The organism is Pseudoalteromonas sp. Isolate3 (assembly GCF_022398505.1).
In the GTDB taxonomy this organism is placed as follows: Bacteria; Pseudomonadota; Gammaproteobacteria; order Enterobacterales; family Alteromonadaceae; genus Pseudoalteromonas; species Pseudoalteromonas apostichopi.
This window is the reverse complement of record NZ_JAKEVN010000084.1, coordinates 1-19403: the sequence shown is the minus strand read 5'-3', so window position 1 is coordinate 19403 and position 19403 is coordinate 1. Positions and strand designations below refer to the sequence as shown.

10 protein-coding genes are annotated in these 19403 nt (G+C 41.6%); 3 read left to right on the top strand and 7 right to left on the bottom strand.

Annotated elements, in window-relative coordinates; translation table 11 throughout:
* Window positions 1–45: 45 nt before the first annotated feature.
* The 3 genes from L1D46_RS14915 to L1D46_RS14905 form a co-directional block, all read right to left on the bottom strand.
* The gene (locus L1D46_RS14915; RefSeq protein WP_130052986.1) at window positions 46–2205 is read right to left on the bottom strand and encodes a S46 family peptidase; all 2160 of its coding nucleotides are present in this window, start codon (window positions 2203–2205) and stop codon (window positions 46–48) included.
* Between the two features lie 121 nt (window positions 2206–2326).
* A complete protein-coding gene (gene folE2, locus L1D46_RS14910; protein WP_130052987.1) occupies window positions 2327–3211 on the bottom strand; it encodes a GTP cyclohydrolase FolE2 in 885 nt (294 codons plus the stop codon).
* Between the two features lie 11 nt (window positions 3212–3222).
* Complete coding sequence (locus L1D46_RS14905; RefSeq protein WP_239977774.1) at window positions 3223–4554, bottom strand: dihydroorotase; 1332 nt, start codon at window positions 4552–4554, stop codon at window positions 3223–3225.
* 419 nt (window positions 4555–4973) lie between these two features.
* On the opposite strand from L1D46_RS14905, the gene L1D46_RS14900 reads away from it, so the two are divergent.
* Window positions 4974–7139 carry a M3 family metallopeptidase gene (locus L1D46_RS14900; protein ID WP_130052989.1) on the top strand — a complete coding sequence of 722 codons (2166 nt, stop codon included), beginning with the start codon at window positions 4974–4976 and terminating at the stop codon, window positions 7137–7139.
* A gap of 300 nt (window positions 7140–7439) precedes the next feature.
* On the opposite strand, the gene L1D46_RS14895 is transcribed toward L1D46_RS14900, so the two are convergent.
* Window positions 7440–11450 carry a rhombosortase-dependent M36 family metallopeptidase gene (locus L1D46_RS14895; RefSeq protein ID WP_130052990.1) on the bottom strand — a complete coding sequence of 1337 codons (4011 nt, stop codon included), beginning with the start codon at window positions 11448–11450 and terminating at the stop codon, window positions 7440–7442.
* A gap of 127 nt (window positions 11451–11577) precedes the next feature.
* On the opposite strand from L1D46_RS14895, the gene L1D46_RS14890 reads away from it, so the two are divergent.
* Window positions 11578–12072 (top strand): hypothetical protein, encoded by a 495-nt coding sequence (locus tag L1D46_RS14890; protein WP_130052991.1) that lies wholly within the window; start codon window positions 11578–11580, stop codon window positions 12070–12072.
* 193 nt (window positions 12073–12265) lie between these two features.
* Here L1D46_RS14890 and L1D46_RS14885 read toward each other — a convergent pair whose 3' ends face one another.
* A complete protein-coding gene (locus L1D46_RS14885; RefSeq protein WP_130052992.1) occupies window positions 12266–12967 on the bottom strand; it encodes a M15 family metallopeptidase in 702 nt (233 codons plus the stop codon).
* Between the two features lie 52 nt (window positions 12968–13019).
* Window positions 13020–14633 carry a sensor domain-containing diguanylate cyclase gene (locus tag L1D46_RS14880; protein ID WP_205987953.1) on the bottom strand — a complete coding sequence of 538 codons (1614 nt, stop codon included), beginning with the start codon at window positions 14631–14633 and terminating at the stop codon, window positions 13020–13022.
* 369 nt (window positions 14634–15002) lie between these two features.
* Here L1D46_RS14880 and L1D46_RS14875 point away from each other — a divergent pair, with 369 nt between their 5' ends.
* Window positions 15003–16190, top strand: coding sequence for a heparan-alpha-glucosaminide N-acetyltransferase domain-containing protein (locus L1D46_RS14875; protein WP_130052994.1), 1188 nt, complete (start codon window positions 15003–15005; stop codon window positions 16188–16190).
* A gap of 47 nt (window positions 16191–16237) precedes the next feature.
* Here the strand turns inward: L1D46_RS14875 and L1D46_RS14870 are convergent, their stop codons facing one another.
* Window positions 16238–19111, bottom strand: coding sequence for an FAD-binding and (Fe-S)-binding domain-containing protein (locus L1D46_RS14870; protein WP_130052995.1), 2874 nt, complete (start codon window positions 19109–19111; stop codon window positions 16238–16240).
* Between the last annotated feature and the right edge of the window lie 292 nt (window positions 19112–19403).

Here is a 19403-nt window from a genome sequence, read left to right as displayed (position 1 = left end):
CTGTTAGACTGGCATTTTAATGCTTAAATTAACGTTAAACTTAGATTACTTAACGATAGTCATCTCTTTCAGTAGATTTTGCGCATTATCAACTTTATCCATCACCCATAACATGTATCGTGAATCAACGTGAATTGAGCGATTTAAGTTTTCATCGTAATCCCAATCACCAATAATGCTTTCGTAAACACCATCAAATAATAAACCAACCAGTTCAGCATTACCGTTTAACGTTGGTGAGCCTGAGTTACCACCTGTGGTATCTACATTTGATAAAAAGTTAACCGGAACAGTATTCATACCGCCGGTGTAATCACCATAAAGCTTTTGCTTAATTAACTCATTTTGCTTTTCTGGTGAGTTGAATGGTTCAACACCGGTGTTTTTAGCAAGCAGTCCCTCTAAAGTTGTAAAGGGGGTTGCCACTAAGCCATCTTGCGGTGAATAGCCGCCTACCGTGCCGTAAGTTACACGTAGGGTGCTGTTCGCATCAGCATAAACAGGTTTATTAAGTGCCTTGTTATAAGCGATAATTGCTTCCATTAATGCAGGGCGAGCGGCTTGCTGTTTACCGGCCAGCTCTTTTTTCGCATCTTCTATATCTTTAGTGGCAGTAAAAATAGCCTGAGCGTACTGAATGAAAGGATCGCTACTTTGTTTTAACTGTGCAAGGTCAAGGCCTGCCATCCATAAGCGTTTACTCTCATCAGCAAGAACAGATTTAGCATACATTTCATCAAGTAAAGCTTGTTGTTTTTGCTTGTCAAAACCGTTTGTTAAACCAAGCGCTTTATCAACTTCTGCAACACGTTGGTCCTTTGGTAATGCCGCATACTGCTCAATAAAGTACAGCAATATTGCTTTATCAACAGCTTCATCATAACGACGGCTCATGCTTTTTAAACGTGACTCGATACGTGGCATATCACGCTCTTGATAACCGCTTTCGCGCTCAGCATCTGGCTTTTGTTTTTCGTACGCTAAACGATATAAACGTCGAGCAGTTGAAATCATTTGTGAGCGGTGTACGTAACCTAACATACGGTCGCGCTGGTTATGCTTTTGCGACTGTGCAACTAGCGCTGATAAATCAGCAAGTACATGTCCGTATTTAGCTTTGCGCTTACTATCTTGATTGATCCACGCTGTGAGATCTTTTTCGAATTGTTGCTTACGGCTATACATTGAACCTTTGTTAAAGCTCTCAATCATTGAGCCATAGTTTTTAATGTAATTGTTGTAACCCGCAATCGTGCTTTCGTAAGCGATACGTGCCTCTGAACCCTCTGGGGCATTTTCTTCAATTAACGAAACATATTTAGAATTATATTTACGCGCTAATGGGTAGGCTGTATTAAACACGTAGTCAACTTCAGGCGATATACGGTAACGGTTTGTGCTACCCGGATAACCGGTAACCATCACAAAATCGCCTTCTTGTACGCCTTTAGCACTTACTTTTAAAAACGCATCACTTTGGTACGGCACGTTGTCTTCCGAATATTCAGCAGGCTTGCCATCTTTGCCAACATACGCGCGATAGAACGAGAAATCACCCGTATGGCGCGGCCACATCCAGTTATCGATATCACCGCCGTATTTACCCACACCCATAGCGGGCGCATAGGCTAAACGTACATCTTTAATTTCTAGTGATTTGATGAGGTAATACTCAAGACCACCATGGAAAGTGTACACATTACAGCGATAGCTTGGATCTTGCTCACATTCACTAACAAGTGCTTTTTCATTTGCTTCAATAGCATCAAAACGTGCTTTACCTGTTAGCTGGTCAGTACCTTGGTTAACTTTATCAGTGACTTCGGTTACTTGTTCTGTCACATAAACACGAGACCCCGGCGCAGCAGGTACTTCTTCACCTGTTGACTTAGCTAAAAAGCCATTTTCTAAAATATTATTGTCGGTAGTTGAGTTATATTGAATCGAACCATAAGCACAGTGATGATTAGTTACCACTAAACCTTTTGGAGAAACAAACGAAGCTGTACAGCCACCAAGGCTAATTACCGCGTTCATCGGAAACTCAGTCAGTTTTGAAATTGATTGTACATCAATGCTCAAACCTTTCGCTTTTAATATAGATTCAAGTTCCGGTAGCTGGTGAGGTTGCCACATGCCTTCGTCGGCAACAGCAACATTTGCTACAGCAAGACCTACTGCAGCAGCAATAAATTTAAAACGCATAGTCATCCTTTTTGTTATGTTTATCATTTTTAGCGCTCATATAATTATCATGGTGCTAGTGAATAGCAATAATTTGCGACCGCTAATGTCAAAATTTGTAAACCACTCAGGTTTCATGAGCCTAATATTTAGACTCATGAACCACTGCATTATGGCCATGTAAGCTTTCTTGATGCTCAACTTTAAACTGATAATCAGTAATTACATCCATTGTTTCGAAGCACTGCTTTAATCGCCTTGCTGCATCTTCGCAAAACAGTAAATTTTTTGCGTTAAGAGCAGCAAATGCTTGTTCATCTTCACGCTTCACGGCGGTTTGTACTGGGGTGCCTATAGCTTGCTCACATACTGTGATAAAGCCGCCAATATCAGGTAGCTTTTCACTACTAAAAGTGACATCGACATACGCATAAGAGCGCTGGCTATGAGGGGTTGCAATTGAGCCCTGTTCACTTGCAAGCCAGTTAAGGAATGATGCTTTATCAATCGCTGCATCGTTAAATTGTTTATCAACCGCCTCGCTCAAAAGCTGCCTCGACAATGCCGCTGAGCACGGGCAAGTGCTGCTGTAGGTAATATCTACTTTTAAGTTAATAATCAGCGATTGCTGCTTAGTAATCGTTAAAATAACAGGGTAAGCATTATAACCAGCGTTGTCGCTAAGTAATGCTGGTTTTAGCTCGGGTAAATCAAAATGCAGCACCAGTTTTGCGCCTTTACTTAAGCCTTTTTGTGATGCTAAAACGGCCTCCATAAACTCGTTAACACGCTGAGTCGTTAAGCTTTGTTTAGCCAATAGCTGATTAAGTAGTAAATAAAGACGCGACATATGAATGCCTTTAGCATCGCTATCAAGGCTAACGAACACATCGGCTTTGGCATTAAGGTGCACATCAACATGAGTTTGTGCAAGCTTCAAAGGCAATGCTATTTTTTCCATACCGACCCATTTTAAAGGCGACTGAAAATCTACATTAGAGTGCGAGGTAATATCGGGTAATTGCATATCAACTTCTTTTAACGATTAAATGTTAAGGCCATAGCAGCCTGTTTGTGCGGGTATACGTACTGCCCATCAAAGACACACTCCCCATTTACAAAGGTATGTGTAATTCGGTTTGAAAAAGTAGTGCCATTGAATGGCGTCCATTGGCATAAGTAATGAGTGTTTGTGTGCTCAACGTGCTTTTCTGCATTTGGGTCAACCAGTACTAAATCAGCAAAATAACCCTCTCGTATAAAGCCACGGCCTTCAATAGCAAATCGCTTTGCCACGTTATGCGCTGTTTTTTCAACGATTTGCTCAAGGCTCAATGTACCGCGTTTTACCTGTTCAAGTAACATTAATAAGGCATGCTCGACGAGCGGAAGCCCTGCTGGTGCAGCGTTGTATTGTTGCTGTTTTTCTTGCCAAGTATGAGGTGCATGGTCGGTGGCAATAATATCAATGCGACCATCACGCACTGCTGCGAGCAGCGCTATGCGGTCTTGCTCTGATTTTATGGCGGGATTACATTTAATTTGATTGCCATAGTGTGCGTAATCGTCTTGGTTAAACCATAAATGATGCGCGCATGCTTCTGCGGTTATGTGCTTTTGCTCTATCGAGGCATTACTAAATAGTTCGAGCTCTTTTGCCGTTGTTAAGTGTAAAACATGTAGCTGTGAACCATAACGTTTTGCCAGTGATACCGCATACGATGATGATGCATAACAGGCTAACTCATCACGAATTAATGGATGATGTTCGATACGTAGTTCGCCAAAACGTTTTGCTAATCGGCGCTGATTTTGCTGAATAACCTCGCCTTGCTCGCAATGGGTTGCAATAAGTACTGGGCTTTCACGAAAAATGGCTTCTAGTGCATGCGGATGCTCAACGAGTAAATCGCCTGTTGATGCCCCCATAAATACTTTCACGCCGCAAACTTTTTTTGTATCAAGGGCTTTAATTTCTTCAAGATTGTCAGGGGTTGCACCAAAGTAAAACGCATAATTCGCAGCGCTAGTCTGAGCTGCTATCGCGTATTTATCTGCAAGAGCTTTTGCCGTGGTGGTCGACGGTGAAACATTGGGCAATTCCATAAAACTTGTAATGCCACCCGCAACTGCGGCGGCGGACTCTCTGGCAATAGTGCCTTTATGCGTCAGGCCTGGCTCTCTGAAGTGAACTTGATCGTCAATCATGCCAGGTAATAGCAACAGGCCGCTTGCATCAATCACCTGATCATTGGCCTTTGCAGTGATATCAGAATCGATTAGAACAATTCGTTTATCGACTATTTTTATATCGTTTGTTTTCCGCTGTCCTTCATTAACTACGCTCGCATGTTTGATTATGATAGCCATACTGCTCCTTGCTTATTCAGCAACATTTGCAACTTATCGTAAAAAAATGCACTCCATGGCAAGATTGATTGCAGATTTATATGTTACAATATAACATACCATAAAGTTTTTATTTGGTAACTGTTATGAGTCAAAAAGATCATTTTATCGGGCTATTTAAGCTGCTAAGTAATAAGCCGCTTTCCGATCTTAGAGAATTTTAACAGCTTATCGCAGCCAATAATCACCTTATCGCAACGTATGAGGTCAATTGTAATAAGACACAGTATGCTGGGCTCATTGATCACATGCTGATACCTACCCCATATGAGTGCATTTTTGTAATTCGTTTTAACCGCTTTTCAAATCAAGAGCTTATAAAGCGTATGTGCAAGGGTATATCGACACAATTTAATTTTAAAAATGACAAGAGAAATACTATGAAACACCTAATCGCAACCGCGATCAGTTCAGCGCTGTTACTCACAGCCTGTTCAGAACCACAAACGACAACATCAACGCCTAAATCAGAACAATCAGCACCAGCTGCTGCCGCAGAGCAAGCTAACCCACTGTTTGTAAAAAGCGTATTACAATACGAAACGCCTGATTTCAGTGCGATTAAAGATGAGCACTTTATGCCTGCTTTTAATAAAGGTATGGCTGAGCAAATGGCTGAAGTACAAGCTATCATCAATAACCCAGCAAAGCCTGATTTCGCTAACACCATTGTTGCTCTTGAGAAAAGTGGTGAGCTACTGACTCGCACACGCAGTATTTTTTATAACCTAGCAGGTACTGACTCAAACCCGGCTCGTCGTGAATTACAAAAAGAATTAGCGCCAAAACTAGCTGCTCATAGCGACAATATTTTCTTAAATAAAGCACTCTTTGAAAAAGTAGCCGCTATTCACAGCGAAGCTGACAACCTTGCCTTAACTGCTGAAGAAAAACGTTTATTAGACGTTTACTACAAACGTTTTGTGCGTGCAGGTGCAAAATTAAGTGCAGAGCAAAAACAACAAATTCGTGATATCAATACGAAGCACTCAAGCTTAACAACTCAGTTCTCACAAAACTTATTAGCACTGACTAAAACAAATGTTGTTTTAGTGGATGACAAAGCAGAGCTTGAAGGCTTACCAGCAGGTCAAATTGAACAACTCGCCAATGCCGCAGCAGAAGCAGGCCACCCAGGTCAATACCTAATTAAAATCACAAACACCACGCGTCAGCCAATTTTGGCAACACTGAAAAACCGTGATTTACGTGAAAAAGTATGGCGTGCATCGGCTGAGCGCGCATTATCGGGCGAAAATAGTAACCGTGAGATCGTGGCACAGCTTGCTCAGTTACGTGCTCAAAAAGCGAAGCTATTAGGTTACGACAGCTGGGCTGATTTTGGTTTAGAGTCACAAATGGCGAAAAAACCACAAGCTGTATTTGATATGTTTGCGAGCATGATCCCTGCATTAATGCAAAACGTAAACGCTGAGGCCGCTGCAATTCAAGCTAAGATTGATGAATCAGGCGAGCAATTCAAATTACAGCCATGGGATTGGTTATTCTACGCAGAGCAAGTTCGTAAAGATAAATACAACCTTGACGAAAATGCAGTGAAAGAATACTTCGAGTTCAACCGCGTTCTAGAAGACGGCGTATTCTTCACCATGAACCGTTTATACGGCATCACCTTTAAACCACGTAACGATATTCCGGTATATCACCCAGATGTAAAAGCCTATGAGTTATTTGATGAAAATGGTAAGAGCTTAGCCATTTTCTTTGCTGACTACTTCGCTCGTGAAGGCAAGCGTGGCGGTGCATGGATGAGCTCATTCGTTAAACAATCTGGCCTTAAAGAACAAAAGCCTGTTGTTGTAAACGTTATGAACATTCAAAAAGGCGCGAATGGCGAACCTACGCTTATCAGCTATGATGAAGCAACAACGATTTTCCACGAGCTAGGTCATGGCTTACACGGCATGTTCTCAAACGTGAAGTACCCTACTCTATCTGGCACCTCAGTATCACGCGACTTCGTTGAGTTCCCATCAACATTTGAAGAAGATTGGGCAATGTACCCTGAAGTTATCGCTAACTATGCAAAACACCATAAAACCGGCGAGCCAATTCCTGATGAGCTACTGAAAAAAGTAATTCAATCGCGTAGCTTTAACCAAGGTTTTGATACCCTAGAGTACGTTGCAGCTGCACTACTTGATATGGAATGGCATTCACTTTCTGCTGATGCTCCATTACAAGACATTGAAAAGTTTGAGCAACAAGCGCTTGCTAAACATGGTGTTGATGTACCATTTGTACCACCACGTTATAAGTCAGCCTTCTTCTCGCACTCAATGGGCGGCGGTTACTCAGCGGGTTACTACGCTTACATGTGGAGTGAAATCTTAGCGGCAGACGCCTTTGCTTATGTTCAAGAACAAGGTGGTTTAACTCGCGAAATGGGTGAAAAATACCGTAAAGAAATTTTAGAAGTCGGTAACTCCCGTGACCTGATGGAATCGTTCAAAGCGTTCCGTGGTCAAGAGCCGGACACTTCAGCGTTATTAAAACGCCGCGGCCTAAAAGCAACGGTTCAATAGCTTACCTTGAGCTTTAAGCTCTAAGCTGTAAGTCAGAAATGTGGGGTTATCGAGTATTGATAACCCCGCAACGATAGCAAAAGGAGCGGTCAGCCTTCAGCTATCAGCGGTCAGACGCGCGAAACAAGTTTCACGCCTACTTGTAGCAGCGGGTTTATCCCGCGTCATGAGGTGCTAGGTACTAGGCTCTAGGACGCGATGTAAAATCGCTGCTACCTCACATTTCGAAACTCGCTAACTTAAAAACAAAAAAGCCCTTACAGCAAGCTGTAAGGGCTTTGTTATCACTATTTAACGTTATTATTTACGTTTACGGCGACGGCCGATAAGCGCTAATGGTGCAAGTAGTAGTGTTAAGAAACCAAAGCTACCATTGCTAGATTTAGTCACTTTCTTCTCTTCTACTGGCTCAGCTTCGTTAGTTACAGCAACAGTGAATTGCTCTGATACAGAGTCTGTACCATCATTAACTGTTACTTCAAATACCAACTCGTCATCGCTTGAGATAGCGCCTGGCGTGAAGCCTAAAGTAGCTGTATCAGCACCAGTTAATGTTGCAGTTGTACCGCTGAGTTGCGTCCACGTGTAGCTTAGTGCGTCATCATTACGGTCTGTAGCTGTTGCAGTTAATGTGCCTGAAGCAGACTCAGAAACTGACTCATCACCCGATACAGAAAGTAATGGTAATGCGTTATCACATGCTAATGCATCACCAGCAATCACGTTTGAGAAGATTGGTGAAGTCACGTTGCTTACCGTAACGTTATCAATCCACCAGCCGAACTCACGTACTGCGCTGTCTGATGACATACGGAAACGTAATTTTGCACGGTTACCGTTTAGTTCAGTACCGAAACGAATTGTTTCGTAGTTACCATAAACACCGTTACCATCAACATTGTTACCTGTGAAGGTATCGCGATCTTGTAGTGCTTGCGCGTCGTTTTCGATTAGTGGGCCATCGTAACCTACATCAAAAGTACCGCCCATCTCAGTAACATCTACCCAGTTACCGCCGTTTACGCTGATTTCTACAACACCACCATCCCATTCGTTTTCGATTAGGTAGAAGTGCCAGAATGAAACTTCAAAGTCACCAGCAAAACCGATATCAAACTCTCTTGATTCAACCGCAACATCAGACTGGAAGTCATTGTTGTTTAGGTACATTGTTTGCTCGCCAAGACCGAAGCCAAAGCTGTTGAAGAAGTTAACATTACCGCCGGTTGCCATGCTTTGCGTGCCAACAGCTAAGTCATCACCTGTCATTACGTTTTCTTTCCAATCACGTAATGATGCACCTGCTACTTCCATATCGTCTGCCGTTTGTGAGCTAACTGGTGCTTTATCTTCAAAGTCCATATTCACAAGGTAAGATACTGTATCGCTTGCTGCTTCAACAATTTCGTCATCAGCAGAAAGCTCAGGGAATGACACTTCGATTTTAAGTGTATCCGCAGTGTCAGCATCATTTAACGTGAAAGTAATCGGCGCGCTTGTTTGTGAAGCATATGGGTTTGTATCGTCGAATGTGATTAAACCATCATTTTCGAAAGTTACATCGTGGCCACTTACAACCGTTAACTGAGCTTGTGTGCCAGTCAGTACTTCACTACCTGTGTTCATGATGCTAACAGTTAATGTACCTGTTTCACCTTTATCTAGCACGTTATCGTTTGAACAATAACCTAACTCAGCACCGTTGTAGTTTGCATTCATTGCCACATCTTTAAATGTGAAGCTAGCAAGTTTCATTTTGTCTGATTCAACAACACCTGTTAAATCTTCACTGAAACGCTCTGGTGCTTTAGCTCCTAAGCCCATACCACGCTTAGCAAATGCACCTAAGATTAGTTTGTAATCTTCTGGGTCTACAGCATACGCTGCAGCTAAGATAGCATCACGTGCTTCTGTGTATAACGGTGCAACAGGAGTCAGCTTGTAACCAGCAACTAAGTAGTTAGCCATACGGTTTTGAGCATCTTCAAAGCCGTGCTCGTTGATAAGCGCTACATAGCTTTCCCAAAGCATAGTTGCCCAAATTTCACCTGCTGCGTGTGGTGAAGCAACACTTGTTGGTGAAATACCTACATCATCACCAGCATTTTCAGTAATGTGACGGAAAGACAATGGGTTTACTTCCATATTGGTAGAATATGGAACACGACGAATACCGTAGTAGAAGTCTTCTACGAAAGTACCGCTACCGTATGCTTTTTGGAACTTGTCGTTACCAGGGATGTTAATGTCACCTGCTTTAGCAATGAACATTAGAGAGTGGAAATCACCCCAACCTTCACCCATCGCGCGGCCCTGGAAGTTGATAAGGCCTGATGAGTTACCCACTAAGCGGTTACTGATATAGTGACCCCATTCGTGAGCAATAATACCGTTATCTAAAGTACCGTCTTTTAACGTTGCTTTATTGAACATGTTAACAGTGACAGTTTCGCCTGCAGCGATACCATCGTAAAGCGCATGACCGTCAGCATAGTTCAGACCCATGTTAGGAATGATAACTGCATCGTCTTCACCGCCCATTGGCGCTGGCTCATCCGTATCTGGGTTGTTGTTTACAACGATTGCACCAATTGCACCGGCTTCTTGTGCGTGTAGTACTTTTGCTGTGAAGTTACAAGAACCACGATCTACAAGCGCAATTTTGCCAGCGAGTTCTGCTGCATTTGTTGCAGGTTCACAACCATCGTTTACGCTACCAGAATCTACGTTATTACCGTCAACTAGACGAACAACTTCCCCTGCGATATCAGCAAATTGCATTTGACCAAAGCCAGATACTTTAGAAGATTCTAGAAGACCAATCGTTGCATCAGATGTTACAACCACACCGTAGTCAACGCCTACTTTTGCGTCTTTTGAGTTGTATAGATACATTTGCATGCGTGGGCTTGCACCGTCAGCAGGCGTAGACATGTTCGCGTTGTTTAAACCGCTATTATCTTGTGCTTGCGCTTCGATTGGATCGCCTTCAACACCACCACGACCGTAGTTAGATACTTGCGCAACATTTGATGTTTCGTCAAAACCATGATCATAGAAAAAATCGTGTAAGAAGTTGTTCATGTAGAACAAGTTAACGATCGCCGCTTTACGGTTGTCGTAGCTGTTTGCTACTTGATCAACTCGGTAAGGGTAATCGAATGTGTAATCTGATGTTGTTTCTGCAGTGAAGTCACCTTCTGTGTAACCTTGAGGTGCGATAACATCAGCATAAGCAAATACGTTGTTACCTGATGTTGTTGTAGCATCATCAGCAAGCCACGGATCCATCGTGCTTAATTTTTTGTAATAAGATAAGCTTACAAGTGGTGCATCAAGGATTTCTGTTTCATCAACTTGATCAGGGCCATCAGCTGGGATTACGTCACCGTGTGGACCTTCCCACGGGTAACCATCTTCATCAGCCCAAACACGGTAGTTAAAATCTGCCGCGTGAGCTTTTAAGTCTTTCTTGAAGTAAACTTTGTTGTTTTGCGCGCCAATAACATAACTGAAGTAATCGCTTTCTAGGCTATTTTTGTCAGCTACTTCTACTTCAACATAGTATGCAGATTGCAACTCACCCGCTACTTCGAAGAATACTTTCTTAGCACGTGGCTGACCTAATACAACTTTGTCACCATTTTGGTTAGACACATTGTATTTAACATAGTCGCCTTGCTCAGTTGACTTAGTTAGCGATACATTGATATCTGCAAGCTCTTTAATAGCACGCTTGATACTTTGCTCAGCGCCTACAAAGTCAGCTAAAGGTGCAAATGATTGTGTTGCGTTTGAGCTTGTATTAGCGAAGTAACCAGAACCTGCAACTAGGTTGTACTCTTTGTCCATGATCAGGTTGTATTCACGGTTGAATACTTCAATGTCATGTACTTTTTGCTTGTATTTAGCAGTGATTGAACCAAGCTTTTGTTCAGATAAATCTGTTAATACAGCGCTTGATACACCTTTTTTAGCTGTGCTAACGCCAGTTAAGGCATTTAAATAAAAATCTGCGGCATAGGCATTGCGTTGCTCAGGAAGCACCATAGCCATATCTGGCTTAGCTTGACCTACTGCATTCCATAGGAACGTGGCTTTACCTAATTGCGCATCGAAAATAGATTTATGACCCGATACTGTGCGACGCTCAGCTAATGCACGTTGCTGAGATACTTGAGGATTAAATTGTACTTGCGAGCTAACACTTGAGGCATTATAGAAGCGAGTTTGTTCACTTGCCTGTAATTGAGATGATGCCAGGATAGCCGTTACCATGGTAGCAACAGCTGTTACTTTAAATTGAGACATTCCTTACGTTCCCTATTGTTATATTTTTATTTTCGGTTAACAATCATAACCGAGGCCAATGTACCCAATATGGCAATTAAAAAACAGAATTAATTGTAAAAAAAAGTAACAAACAAGCAGGAACATAATGAATCAAACAATTAAGATACAAGCACTTACACTAGCATTAGTACTAGTATCAGGCTGTCAAAAAAATGAAATAAGCGAGCAAAATACAGCACAACAGCCAACGACCAGTTCACAAAAAGAACAAGTTTTAGTTAAAGATGTTAAAAAAGCAGTCGAAATCAACAAACAAAAATCTACTAACGCTTTTAGTAATAATGGCGAAAAAATTACCTTTGATGCGCCTAATTTAGTCAAAGGCACAGAAGTCTTTAATCATGCAATGCAAGAGCGCGGCATCGCTACTGGGGCAATTTATTTAACTCTAAAAGAAAACAGTTTACCAATAGAGCTTAGCAGCCAATACACACTGAAAAAAATGACCAACAAAAATTATCGATACATTGCAGATAAAAACACTGATTTATTAAAAGTACAAAACGCTTTTAAACAAAATGCCAACGTAGATGTTGTTGAAATTAAAATTGATTATTCACCGATTAAAGAAGTGATGTAGGACAGGAGCTCTCAGCCTTCTGCTATCAGCCGTCAGACGCGCGAAACAAGTTTCACGCCTACTTGTAGCAGCGGGTTTATCCCGCGCCATCATGCGCTAGGTTCTAGGCCCTAGGCTCTAGGACGCGATGTAAAATCGCTGCTACCTCGAAACTCGCTAACTTTACTCTTTCCCCTCGTAACTCGCTAACTTACTACTCCACCACAAAGTCAAAATAGGTGGCTGGGTATGCTTGAGGTTGATAAGTGAAGTGCCACCACTCCATTGAATATGGGGCGAACCCGGCATCTGTCATAAGGGTTTTTAGTTTATACCTATTTGCTTTTTGCTCTGCATTAATACGCGGATCGTCGGTATTAGAAAGGGTATCGAACATATCAAACGGTGAGCCCATATCAAGCTCTTTGCCTTTTGTATCGACTAACGTTAAATCAATCGTTGAACCACGACTATGGCCCGATTTAGCTGCGATGTAATCACCAAGCAGCTTGTCTTTGCCTAAGTTTGGATAAAACTCAGCTTTAGTACCTGTATCCTCTAAATCGTTAACCCAACGCACAAAGTGGTCAACGGCGCGCTGTGGGCGGTAACAATCAAAGATTTTTAAATTAAGGCCTTGTGTTTGAGCTGCTGTTTGCACATTTTTAAGAGCGGCAGCAGCGCTATTATGCAATAAGCATTTAGGCGCGTTGTAGCCATCAACAGGTTTGCCTACAAAGTTATGATGACCAAAATAACGAATATCTAACACGGCATTAGGAAGTAAAGCACCTACATCCACAAATTCACTTCGCTTATCATCGCTTGGGTTTGCATAAGCAGTGCTTGTGCTAATAAGCGCTATACTTAGCAAAGAAGAGGGGATAGTTAAACGTGCCAACATAGTGAATGCCATTTTAATTTCTCGTAAATAACTTAATACCACTCACTATTGCACATTAAATAACTTATTCCAAGATTAAAGACTCAGAAACAGGAGTAATATTTTGGCTATATAATGCATCTACAACTGATCGGTTGCGACCCGTCTTTTTAGCCTGGTATAAAGCTTGGTCGGCAAGTTTAAATACTTCATCAATGTTTAATTGCTCGATTGGCCAGCCTGAAATACCAATCGATACATTAATGCAGCCAACAGGGTCAATGTAGCTTTCGGACACCCGCATACGCAAACGTTCAGCGAGTTGATACGCTCGTTTTGCTTCGACTCTTGGCATGATCACAATGAACTCTTCACCGCCTGTACGGGCAACCACATCACTATCACGAGTGACATCTAACAAAATTTTAGCTAACGACTGTAGTACCACATCACCAATGTCATGACCAAACTCATCGTTCACTCGTTTAAAATGGTCGATATCGATAGCCAACACAGCAAAAGGACAACGCTGAGCTATAAAATGATTAATTTGTATATCAAGGCTACGGCGATTGTGCAGGTTAGTTAATGGGTCTGTTTGCGCTTCTTGGCGCAATAAACCTATTTTACTTTGTAGTAGCCCCACTCCTTTTAACATGGCTTTTCTTAACTCATTACTTTCAAAATACCATGAGCGGATTTGTGTCAACTCTAGTGACGTTGAAGGGCGATCTAAGGTATTTGCAGTCTCAGCTAATTGCCTTAATGGCTGTGAAATTAAACGTGCTAATACCCAAATAAACACAAATGTAAGTAAACCAATTGGGGCTGTCTTTACAAACACTTGCCACATTAAGTCATCAAGCGGTGCAAGGGTGTTTTCAAGCGGGCGCTGAGTGACTACCCCCCAAGAGGCAACTGTCATTGGCGCGTAACCGGCAAGCATTCCAACGCCTTTGCTGTTGGTAACAATCTGTGTGCCTGAGTTACCTTTTAATACCTCATCAATTACTTGGTTATCATATACTTGCTCACCAATTCGGCTTTTATCAGGGTGATAAAGTAAGCGATGATTTTCATCAACCACATACAGATAGGAACCGTCTTGATAGTAATGAACTTGCAGCAATTCATTTAAAATACTGGTCCGCTTCAAGTAAAGGGTGCCGCCAACATAACCAATAAAATTGCTATTTTTGTCAAATAATGGCTGCGAAATAAAGATCAGTAAATTACCTGCCATCGAAATATACGGCTCACTGATCATTGGAATCCGATACGACAAAGCTGCCTTAGTACCAAAACTATCTACTTTTCGGTTTTGTAGTTTCAGTGACTTGGGCGAAACACCTAGAATATCGCCTTGTGCATTAACAATAATTGTCGAATTAAAACTATTGGTTTGTAGTCTTAACCTGTCTACCTCAGAATTAATTAACCCTTGATTATTAAAATCATCCTCAAGAATTTTACCGACATAAGCAAGTTGTTGCTGAGCAGCCAGTAAAAAGTTATCGGTCGCCGACACCAACTTAGCGGCATAGGCCTTATGATTATTAAGGGTTTTATCTATTAGTTGTTGCTTTTGAACTTGGTAGCTCGAGTAATAACTATTTAGAAAGGTAATAAGCGTTGCAGAAAACGCTAACAATAAAATTAAGCGACGTAGGTTTAAACCTTTACTTAGACTCTTAAGCACGATACTTCTCACATATGGGGCCCAAAGTCCATATCGGGTACATCTAATACCTTTATACTAGCAAGATGTTTTGTGTACCTCTATAAAACTTTTGTCATAATTTGATTTAGCGCAAATAAATGAGTGCAATTACTCTAATTAAAGTAACTTTGTTTAATAACTTCAGCTACCAAGCACTCGTTAAACATGAACGGCATCAAAGCCTCTTACCAGCAACCTTCGTTATTTAACATGTTGAATTTAATAAACTATAAACTTAAGACAGTTAAAAGAATGGCTAATACATGCGATTTATATTGTTCAAAAGCAGCTTGCTTTGATGTAATAATTTATTACACTATAAAAACAAAATAACAATAAAGTTTTCCTATGCGTCAACACTGTGCTGAAATCATCAATAAACTCCCTTCACATCGACTTATGGCGTTAGATGTAATGCGGGGCTTGACTATTACTGCCATGATCTTAGTGAACAACCCGGGCAGCTGGAGCGCTATGTATTGGCCGTTGAAACATGCAGACTGGCATGGCTGGACACCTACCGATTTAATTTTTCCCTTTTTTATTTTTATTGTCGGCATGTCTATTACGCTATCTGTAAATAACCTGCGTGGTAAAGGGGTAAGTGATCAACAAATATTAAAAGCAGGTGTTATTCGCACCATTAAACTTATTGTGCTGGGTTGGTTTTTAGCCTTGTTTTATTACAATTTTCAAGACCCTTCTTTTAGCTGGGTTGATGACAAATTATTGCAACTGCGCGTGTTGGGTGTGCTACAACGCATCGGTTTGGTGTATTTAGCAGCCCTGTGTTGTTACCTCTATTTATCGCCGAAAAAAATAGCCATTACTTGCATCGCTCTTTTATTATTTTATGGCGCCGCCATGCTTTATATCCCGTATACCTTGCCAAACGGCGAGGTAGTGAGTGGCTTATGGTTACATGGCAATAACTTAAGTGCTTTCATAGACAACACCGTACTTGGTAGTCATCACCTGTATTATGCCAATGCTAAGCCACTGCCATTTGATCCTGAAGGGCTGTTCTCAACTCTTCCTGCGATTGCGAGTGCGCTCAGCGGCATTTTGACTGCAGTTTACTTAACCAAACAACTCGACCTTAAAAAGCAAGCACGTACACTAATCTTAGCAGGCATATTAAGCGTTATTGCCGGCTATGCTATTTCGCCAATAACGCCTATCAATAAAGCATTATGGACTCCTAGCTATGTGTTACTCAGCTCAGGGCTTGCTGCGATTTTTTATGCTTTATGCAGTACTATTTTAGATATTTATAAGCTGCGCAGCTGGAGTGCTCCATTTATTGTTTTTGGTGCTAATGCGATATTATTTTTTATGTTTGCAGGCGTGTTTGCACGGCTATTAATTATGATCCCGCTCGGCGATAGCAGTTTAAAAGGCAATGTTTATGGTCTTATACAATTAGCGATCAGTGATGATTATTTGGCATCTTTTATATTTTCGCTGCTGTTTTTAGCAGTGTCTTATATTGTGATGTTCAGCTGCTACCGCAAAGGCATTTTTTGGAAGGTTTAGTCTTTGAACAGATGAGCCAGTCAGCAACTGGCTCATCTGTTCAGCAATTATGCCTGTGGTATTGCATGGCTTTGCTTATCGAGTAGATACAAAATTGACTGATAACTAATGCCACTGTGCTCAGTTAAACCAATTTCGCAGCTACGGCTATTAGATACGCCGCGACTACAATTTTTTGGCACTTGTTGTTTAAGGGTTTTTAGCGCGTTGCTATTGAGTTCTGGCAAGTTAAAACCCTTATCACCAGCAAAACCACAACACTCAATATCGGCTGGAATAATTACCTCATTACTACATGCCTTGGCAAGTGATACTAGGCTTTGCTCTTTACCTAATCGCTTTGAGCTACAGGTAACATGGAGCATCACAGGCTCATTCACAGGCGTTACTTGCAAATTAGGCAGTAAGTACTGAGCTGCAAAGTCGGCACTTTCGTAAATTTTGAGTGCAGTATTTTGCGCAGCATTAAGGGTGGTGAGCGCACAGGGGCTGGCATCAAAAACGATTGGATACAGGCCATTATTTGAAAGCGCCTCGAGCTTAGTAAGTAATTGCTCACTTTTATTTTTAGACTCTTGATTAAAACCTTTACTAGCAAATGGCATACCGCAGCATAGTGAATCAGCTTGTTTAGGTATCACCACTTCATAGCCTGCTTTTGCAGCTAATGAAAAGATTACATCAAGCAGTGGACGCTTATCATCGGCAAGTTTATCGGCCGCAAAAACCCGGCTTGCGCAGCTTGGCATATAAACTAACTTTTTCGCTTGTTGGGGTTGTTGACGTTTTCTATTAATTGGCTGCTCGGCCCTTGGCCATGCCGAATAATATAGCGGTGTACCAAGCAACTTATTAGCAGGTTTACTCAGGTTTCTTAAGTTACTGCTGCCAATTGCTTTTTCTAGCACCTGCATGACGGATAAGCCAAACCGAGCACCAGAGGCGACAACCGCAAAATGCTTGCTGGCAAAGCGTGATAATGACCGCGCTACCTTGTTTGATGAGGCTTTCTCTGCTCTGAGTGATTTTATAAATTCGCCCGTGTTTATCCCCACTGGGCATTTAAGTCCGCAAAGACCGGTTGCTGCGCACGAATCAATACCAAGGTATTTAAAGTCGGCCTCGATAACACTGAGCTTTTGATTTAACTTCTGCTTACTCGCTAAATCATCGGTTGTTAGCAATTGATTGTGTAATTCGGTGCGGTGCCGCCATAAAGTAATACGCTGCCTAGGTGTTAAGGTAAGCCCTTTTGATGGGCAAACCACTTCGCAAAAGCCACACTCAATACAGGTGTCAATAATATCATCACTTTTTGGCATGACTTTTAAATGCTGAGTGTGAGCATTTTTGTCGTGATTAATAATAACCCCAGGGTTGAGAATATTCTGCTTATCGAATAATGCTTTAAGCGCAACCATCACCGAGAAGCCATCATCTCCCCATTCGGTGGCAACAAACGGAGCCATGTTACGACCTGTGCCATGCTCTGCTTTTAATGACCCTTTTAGTTCAACTGCCACTAAGTTCGCCACATCAGCCATAAATTGCTCGTAACGGCTTACTTGCTCGTGTGTGTCGAAGGCTTGAGTAAATACAAAATGCAGGTTTCCGGCCAGTGCATGACCAAAAATAATGGCTTCGTCATAGCCATATTTAATAAATAATTGATGCAGCGCATTTACGCCCTCAGCTAATTTATCAAGAGCAAAGGCGACATCTTCAATAATCACTGTAGTGCCAGTTTCACGCACCGCGCCAACCGCAGGAAACGTTCCTTTGCGGATATTCCAAAGTGCTGCATTACGAGCACTGTCAGCAGAAAACTCAATCGCTGCCAGCTGGCTTTGCTTAAACTGAGCAAGAAGTTGCTCGGTGATCTTAGTAAGTGCATCAAGAGCCTCTGCATTTTCAGCTCTTAACTCAATTAAAAGTGCCGCTGATTGCTCTGGATAGTTGGTCACTTCTTTTGGCATTATGGCATGTTCAGACACCGACATCAGGGCACGTTTATCAAGTAGCTCAACCGCAGCAACATCAAGTTCACTCAGTCTTTGTACCAGCTCACAAACCTTACTGATATCGTCAAAGATAAAAAAACCTGTGTGTTTATACTTATGCTCGACCACTGTGTGGTAGGTAATATCTGCGATAAAAGCTAACGTACCCTCAGAGCCAATAATTAAATGTTTAATGATTTCGATTGGATCAGAAAAATCCAGTAACGCATTTAAGCCATAACCTGTGGTATTTTTTAAACGATATTTATGGGCGATGCGTTCACTCAAATCTGGGTTCTGCTTTACGCTATCAACAAGGTTCATTAGCTCATCAACCCAGCTACTATGGCTTTGCAAAAAGGCGTTACAGCTTTGGTTATCAGCCGTATTAAGCACAGTGCCATCGGCAAAAATTAGGGTCATATCTTTTACTGTATGGTAGCTGTTTTGCGCCACCCCACAACACATACCCGATGAATTATTTGCCGCCATCCCCGCTATTTTGCAACTATTAATTGAAGCGGGATCAGGGCCAATTTTTTTACCAAACGGGGCTAATACTTGATTCACTCTAGCGCCGATGATCGCCGGTTGTAAGCGTATTGCATCGGCATCATCAATAATCTCAAACTTGCTCCAACTATCGCACAATAAAACCAATACCGAATCTGTAATTGCTTGCCCAGATAAACTCGTCCCTGCAGCTCGAAATGTGATAGGTATTTGTTGCTCGTTTGCAGCAATGATCACTTGTCGTGCTTGATTTTGATTGCTAACTAATACAATTAACTCAGGAATTAATCGATAAAAGCTTGCATCTGTTCCATACGCATAACGGCGCGAGTAATCTTCTATTAATGCAGACTCTGGTAAAAAAGGTGCAATTTGCTGTTTGAATGCGTGCAATCTTGTTAAAGCCATCTCGCCCCCAGGCTTGTCATAGTTACGCTGATGATTATGGAATATATTATTACTTTAAATTGTACTAAAAAGCGACCCATTAAATTGATAAATTATCATCTTCAAGCATTTTCATCAGCATAAAGGTTTGGTTATTTAAGCATATCAGCCCTATTTGGTGATCTAACTTAGCTTTTTGCAGTCATGCAGAAAAACCGCTAGGGTAGCAAAAAAAGACTGTATTTATATTTAAAAACCCATTAACATCAAGAATAATTTATTCTAAAAACTAAATAAGCGTTTTGCTTTGGAG

Bases quoted from the DNA above. Each gene is read 5' to 3' on its own strand.
- L1D46_RS14905 (WP_239977774.1), bottom strand. From the start codon at position 4,554: ATGGCTATCATAATCAAACATGCGAGCGTAGTTAATGAAGGACAGCGG.
- L1D46_RS14890 (WP_130052991.1), top strand. From the start codon at position 11,578: ATGAATCAAACAATTAAGATACAAGCACTTACACTAGCATTAGTACTA.
- L1D46_RS14915 (WP_130052986.1), bottom strand. From the start codon at position 2,205: ATGCGTTTTAAATTTATTGCTGCTGCAGTAGGTCTTGCTGTAGCAAAT.
- L1D46_RS14885 (WP_130052992.1), bottom strand. From the start codon at position 12,967: ATGGCATTCACTATGTTGGCACGTTTAACTATCCCCTCTTCTTTGCTA.
- folE2 (WP_130052987.1), bottom strand. From the start codon at position 3,211: ATGCAATTACCCGATATTACCTCGCACTCTAATGTAGATTTTCAGTCG.
- L1D46_RS14895 (WP_130052990.1), bottom strand. From the start codon at position 11,450: ATGTCTCAATTTAAAGTAACAGCTGTTGCTACCATGGTAACGGCTATC.
- L1D46_RS14875 (WP_130052994.1), top strand. From the start codon at position 15,003: ATGCGTCAACACTGTGCTGAAATCATCAATAAACTCCCTTCACATCGA.
- L1D46_RS14900 (WP_130052989.1), top strand. From the start codon at position 4,974: ATGAAACACCTAATCGCAACCGCGATCAGTTCAGCGCTGTTACTCACA.
- L1D46_RS14870 (WP_130052995.1), bottom strand. From the start codon at position 19,111: ATGGCTTTAACAAGATTGCACGCATTCAAACAGCAAATTGCACCTTTT.